Below are 4,700 nucleotides of genomic sequence, written 5' to 3'. Positions count from 1 at the left end.
CAGTCCATTTTTCGGGGGAAGATCACCTTCGGGTGGGACGTTGTCTTAAGTAATATAGTTATTCATACGTTCCGACAATTTAAATATTCTTATGCTGAATACCCCACGAACTCTGCCCAGTCTTTCAGCAGTGAAGAGAAGTCCTCTAAGCCACAACGGGCGGAGGATTCGGCATCGTAGAAATCCATATCCTCTTCCAGATCGGCTTCGTCTCCGGCATTAAGGCTGTGGGCTTTTACTGAGGCGTCGTCACGACTCAGCATCAGGTCGTATTCGAAACCTTCCATCTCAAAGTCCCATGCGGTGCCTTGGGTGAGGTTATCCAGTGCCTTAAACAGCGAACTGATTTTGTCCGCCCGGTCTCCCACTTCCTGCGTCAGCCAGTAACCCAGTGCTTCATGACCCATTGAAAAGCGGGCTTCCGGGCCGGTGAAATCCTGACTGAATTCGTATTCCATGGTGCGGATGTCTCGTGTTTTAGGCTTGAAGGAAAAGGGCGCACACTATATCACCGCTGAAGATTTTTTCGATGGTATCCGACAGGTTTGTTCAGCCAGTTGAAAGGAAGATCATGCTACTATCGGCGCGTTTATACCCATCAGCGTTTCGCCTGAGATCGATCTGACACGTCATACGATCAGGGAAGCAGGCGACAAAGTTAGAGGCAAAGGAGTGCCGACGTATGTCTGGATGCCGTTATGTTCTTAAGGACCTTTTTAGTCGCTCTCCTCATATTTAACGTGGCGCACGCCGCACAACCCTCGTTCAGTAAATCGAAACGTATTCTGGCAGAGATCTATGCTGATCAGCCGGTGAGTTTTTACTGTGGCTGCGATTATAAAAAGCAGGGTAAAAAGCTGATCCCAGATCTGGATAGCTGTGGATATGACCCGCGAAAAAATGCCAAGCGTGCCAAACGCATCGAGTGGGAACATGTGATGCCGGCTTGGGCGTTTGGTCATCAGCTGCAGTGTTGGCAGGACGGTGGACGTAAGAACTGCCGCAAGAATCCGGACTTTAAGCAGATGGAAGCCGATATGCACAACCTCGTTCCGGCAGTTGGCGAGGTGAACGGGGACCGTTCTAACTACCGTTTCGGGATGTTGGAAGGTGAGAAGCGCGCCTACGGCAGCTGTGATGTGGAGATCGACTTTAAAGCCCGTAAGGCAGAGCCAGCACCGTATCTGCGGGGTGATATTGCGCGGACCTATTTTTATATGCGGGATATGTATGGTGTGCGGCTGAGTAAACAACAGCGTCGGATGTTTGAGGCATGGGCGAAGCAAGATCCGGTGGATGACTGGGAACGGAAGCGGAATGATTTGATTGAGGAGCGGCAGGGGAATCGGAATCCATACGTGAAGTAATGCCTCCTTCATCGCTTGTTTGAGCTTTGAGGTGTGCGTTTCAATTTCTTTTTTCGCCCCTCTTGGGCGAGGCAAGGGAGGGGATTGTCCCTCCCTTACCAATCCCGGCCAACCCTACTACTTGCACCGCTTTGCGGTGTTCCCTGCGCGTTTCGAAATAAAGCTAAGCGAATGAACTCGGCCTTTGGCCTCAGACAGAATTCGCTTTTAACGCTTTATTTCTGCAATGCTCAGCTGCGTAGAAGGGAATGCAATCCGAGCGAGGCATCATTTTTGTACACCGTTTTACTCTTGATCCTTGTGTAAAACGCTCAGGTTACTGAGGGATATGATCCCCTTTACGAAGCCGAGCATTGCAGGGTTATCGTGGATTAAGGCGAGGACTGTCTGAGGAGTGAAGCGACGAGTTCCGCAGCCCCACGGTAAGCCGAAACGCACAGGGAACCGGACGGAGTCCGGCAAGTAGTGGGGCTGACGGGGATTGGTAAGGGGAGTTCAGCGACTCCCCTTACCTCGCCCAAACAGGGCGAAAAAGAAAAGCAAAAAAGAACCACAAAAATTGATTTACTCTCCAGTGTTTCTTAGCAAATCCAGACTGACTGCAAAAATAACCTCAAACAAAAAAAGGAGAGCTAAAAAGCTCTCCCCAAAACCAACTCTACTGTAAAAACCGCGCGTCAGCGCCTTAAACGTTAGCGCCCAACCAGCTCTCGAGCTCATCAGCTCCACCCACGTGTTCGCCGTCGATAAAGATCTGAGGGGTCGTACCCTGACCGGAAATCGCCGTCAATGTGCTGTAGCTCACACCATTTGTCCCCAGTTCGATCTCTTCAAACTTGTAGCCACGTACTTTCAGCGCATTCTTCGCACGGGTGCAGTGTCCGCAACCCGGCTTAGTGATCATGGTTACACGCTTTGGCTGTTCCGCATTTGGGTTGATGTAGTTCAGCATGGTGTCTGCATCGGAGACTTCAAATGGGTCGCCTGGCAGGTCTGGCTCGATGAACATCTGGTCGATGATGCCGTCTTTCACCAGCATCGAGTAACGCCAGCTGCGTTTGCCAAAGCCCAGATCGTTTTTATCGACCAACAAACCCATGCCTTCGCTGAATTCACCGTTGCCGTCTGGCAGGAAGGTAATTTTTTCCGCTTTCTGATCTTCCGCCCATGCATTCATCACAAAGGTGTCGTTTACGGACAGACAGATAATGTCGTCGACGCCGTTGGCTTTAAATACGGGTGCCAGCTCGTTGTAACGCGGCAGGTGAGTGCTGGAACAGGTGGGTGTGAATGCGCCTGGCAAAGCAAAGACGATCACAGTTTTTCCTTTAAACAGCTGGTCGGTGGTGAGGGTTTTCCAATCGTTACCTTCACGTACCGGGAAGCTTACCTGTGGGACTGCCTGACCTTCGCGATTCTGGAACATGTTTTCGATCTCCGTGGTGTTGTTCGTTTCGATAGGTAAATAGTATGCAAAGACGACTTTTTAATAAAATTAAACAATAAAATGGTTTTGATTGATAAAAGCTATAGAGGTCTGTGGACTGTCCGAAAGGCTAATGCCAACGGTATTGGCATTGCGCTTGCTCTATACCCCAAGGATAGACGCGGGCTGTACAGGGTTTGATCATATGAGTGATTGGTCAAATTTTATACGCACAGAGGTGAGTGCGGATTGATCAGATGATCAAGCGGCCCGACAGCATATAACTATAAATCGAACGATCTGTGGGGGAAGGGTACGCATGGATATACCTAAACCAAAAGGATGTATGACAGTTCAGGATCTGCGCGTGGGCATGAGTGCAGAGAAGCAATACAGCATTGATTACGAGGATGCGATTCAATTTTCAGAGATTTCAGGTGACTGGAATCCTGCCCATCACGATGAGGCGTATGCCGCCACCAGTATTTTCCGCGAACGTGTCGCGCACGGCATGTTTTCTGTTTCTCAGTTTTCCGGTTTGTTGGGTATGGATATGCCGGGACAAGGTGCGCTCTGGTTAAAGCAGAGTGTTGAGTTTTTGCGGCCCGCATTTTTTGGCCGGGACTACCGCGCCGTCGTTACGGTGAAGGCGATCGATAACGACACCAATACCGTGACCTTAAGTACCGAGTGCTTTGATGAGCAGGGGGAAAAGATCATTACCGGCGAAGGCGTTGTAAAACCGATTCCGCAAAAAGTGAAAGCGATGATGGGCTGAGCACTGCCAGCGGTATGCGCAGCGTTTAGTCCAGCCACACTCTTTTGAACCACAGCCATCTGTTTATGCAGTCGGTGGCTTTAGCACTTTGTATCGATGGAAGTGAATATGTCAGCACCGAAAAAACGTCCAGAACAGACTTATGTAGAACAAAACGGCCCGGTATTTATGTCCGGCAATCAGGCGTATCTGCGCCTGACATTTGAACAGCACCGGCGCGATCAGGAAGCCGGATTGAATACGGCCGGATTTATCTCCGGCTATCGCGGTTCCCCGTTTGGCCATTTTGATCAGGATGCCAAGCGGGTCGGTAAAGCGCTGGGTGAGCGCAACATCAAATTTAACCCCGGTGTGAATGAGGCAATGGCGGCGACCGCTGTCTGGGGTTCTCAACAGATCGATTTCTTTGGCTCCAGTCAATTCGACGGCGTCTTTGGCCTCTGGTACGGCAAAGGTCCGGGTGTCGATCAGGCGGCCGATGCTCTGCATCACGGTAATCTCTGGGGCACCCATCCGAAGGGTGGTGTGGTGATGGCGGTGGGCGATGACCCGATGAGCCGGTCCTCCAGTATTCAGCAGCAGAGTGAGTATGTGTTGTCCGGTTTGTGTATCCCGGTGATGCAGTGCTCTTCCGTACAGGATATTTACGATTACGGCTTGGTTGCCTACCAGCTGTCGCGCTTTGCGGGTGTTTGGGTGGCCGTGAAGTCGGTGTCTGATATTGCTGAATCCTGGTACATGGTGGATGTGGATCCGGCACACACGCAGACGGTTCTGCCGACCGACTTTGAGATGCCGGAGTGTGGGGTGCATATCCGCTGGCCGGATCAGTCGGTGGATCAGGATCACCGTATGGCGGTGGCGCGTATTCCCGCAGTTAAAGCCTTCGTTAAAGCCAATAACCTGAACCGGGTAACCAAAGATTCAGCCAAGCGGCGTTTTGGTATCGTGACTGCGGGCAAGAGCTACGCAGACACGCTGGAAGCACTGAACGATCTGGGTATCAGTCAGCAGCAGCGTGACGAACTGGGTTTGTCATTGTTTAAAGTCGTGGTGACCTGGCCACTTGAAGAAAGCTAGTTGCGTGAGTTTGCGCAAACTGTGGACGAGCTGATCGTGATCGAGGAGT

The 4,700-nt window shown here is 51.1% G+C and carries 5 protein-coding genes; 3 read left to right on the top strand and 2 right to left on the bottom strand.

Annotated features, from left to right (window positions below):
- Nucleotides 1-89 precede the first annotated feature (89 nt).
- On the bottom strand, nt 90-458 hold the full coding sequence (locus tag ABYW01_RS14570) for a YacL family protein (RefSeq protein WP_372833957.1): 369 nt from the start codon (nt 456-458) through the stop codon (nt 90-92).
- Between the two features lie 240 nt (nt 459-698).
- Here ABYW01_RS14570 and ABYW01_RS14565 point away from each other — a divergent pair, with 240 nt between their 5' ends.
- Nucleotides 699-1,367 (top strand): endonuclease, encoded by a 669-nt coding sequence (locus ABYW01_RS14565; RefSeq protein WP_372833954.1) that lies wholly within the window; start codon nt 699-701, stop codon nt 1,365-1,367.
- A gap of 685 nt (nt 1,368-2,052) precedes the next feature.
- Here ABYW01_RS14565 and ABYW01_RS14560 read toward each other — a convergent pair.
- A complete protein-coding gene (locus ABYW01_RS14560; protein ID WP_372833952.1) occupies nt 2,053-2,793 on the bottom strand; it encodes a glutathione peroxidase in 741 nt (246 codons plus the stop codon).
- 319 nt (nt 2,794-3,112) lie between these two features.
- Between ABYW01_RS14560 and ABYW01_RS14555 the strand changes: the two genes are divergently transcribed.
- A complete protein-coding gene (locus tag ABYW01_RS14555; protein ID WP_372833951.1) occupies nt 3,113-3,571 on the top strand; it encodes a MaoC family dehydratase in 459 nt (152 codons plus the stop codon).
- 108 nt (nt 3,572-3,679) lie between these two features.
- Nucleotides 3,680-4,651, top strand: coding sequence for a hypothetical protein (locus ABYW01_RS14550; RefSeq protein WP_372833948.1), 972 nt, complete (start codon nt 3,680-3,682; stop codon nt 4,649-4,651).
- The last annotated feature ends 49 nt before the right edge of the window (nt 4,652-4,700 follow it).

This window comes from Pontibacterium sp. (assembly GCF_041587635.1).
Taxonomy (GTDB): domain Bacteria; phylum Pseudomonadota; class Gammaproteobacteria; order Pseudomonadales; family Balneatricaceae; genus Pontibacterium.
This window is presented reverse-complemented; position numbering and strand designations above follow the sequence as displayed.

Excerpts from the sequence above, each read along its gene's own strand:
- ABYW01_RS14570 (WP_372833957.1), bottom strand. The coding sequence starts at position 458 with ATGGAATACGAATTCAGTCAGGATTTCACCGGCCCGGAAGCCCGCTTT.
- ABYW01_RS14565 (WP_372833954.1), top strand. The coding sequence starts at position 699 with ATGTTCTTAAGGACCTTTTTAGTCGCTCTCCTCATATTTAACGTGGCG.
- ABYW01_RS14560 (WP_372833952.1), bottom strand. The coding sequence starts at position 2,793 with ATGTTCCAGAATCGCGAAGGTCAGGCAGTCCCACAGGTAAGCTTCCCG.
- ABYW01_RS14555 (WP_372833951.1), top strand. The coding sequence starts at position 3,113 with ATGGATATACCTAAACCAAAAGGATGTATGACAGTTCAGGATCTGCGC.
- ABYW01_RS14550 (WP_372833948.1), top strand. The coding sequence starts at position 3,680 with ATGTCAGCACCGAAAAAACGTCCAGAACAGACTTATGTAGAACAAAAC.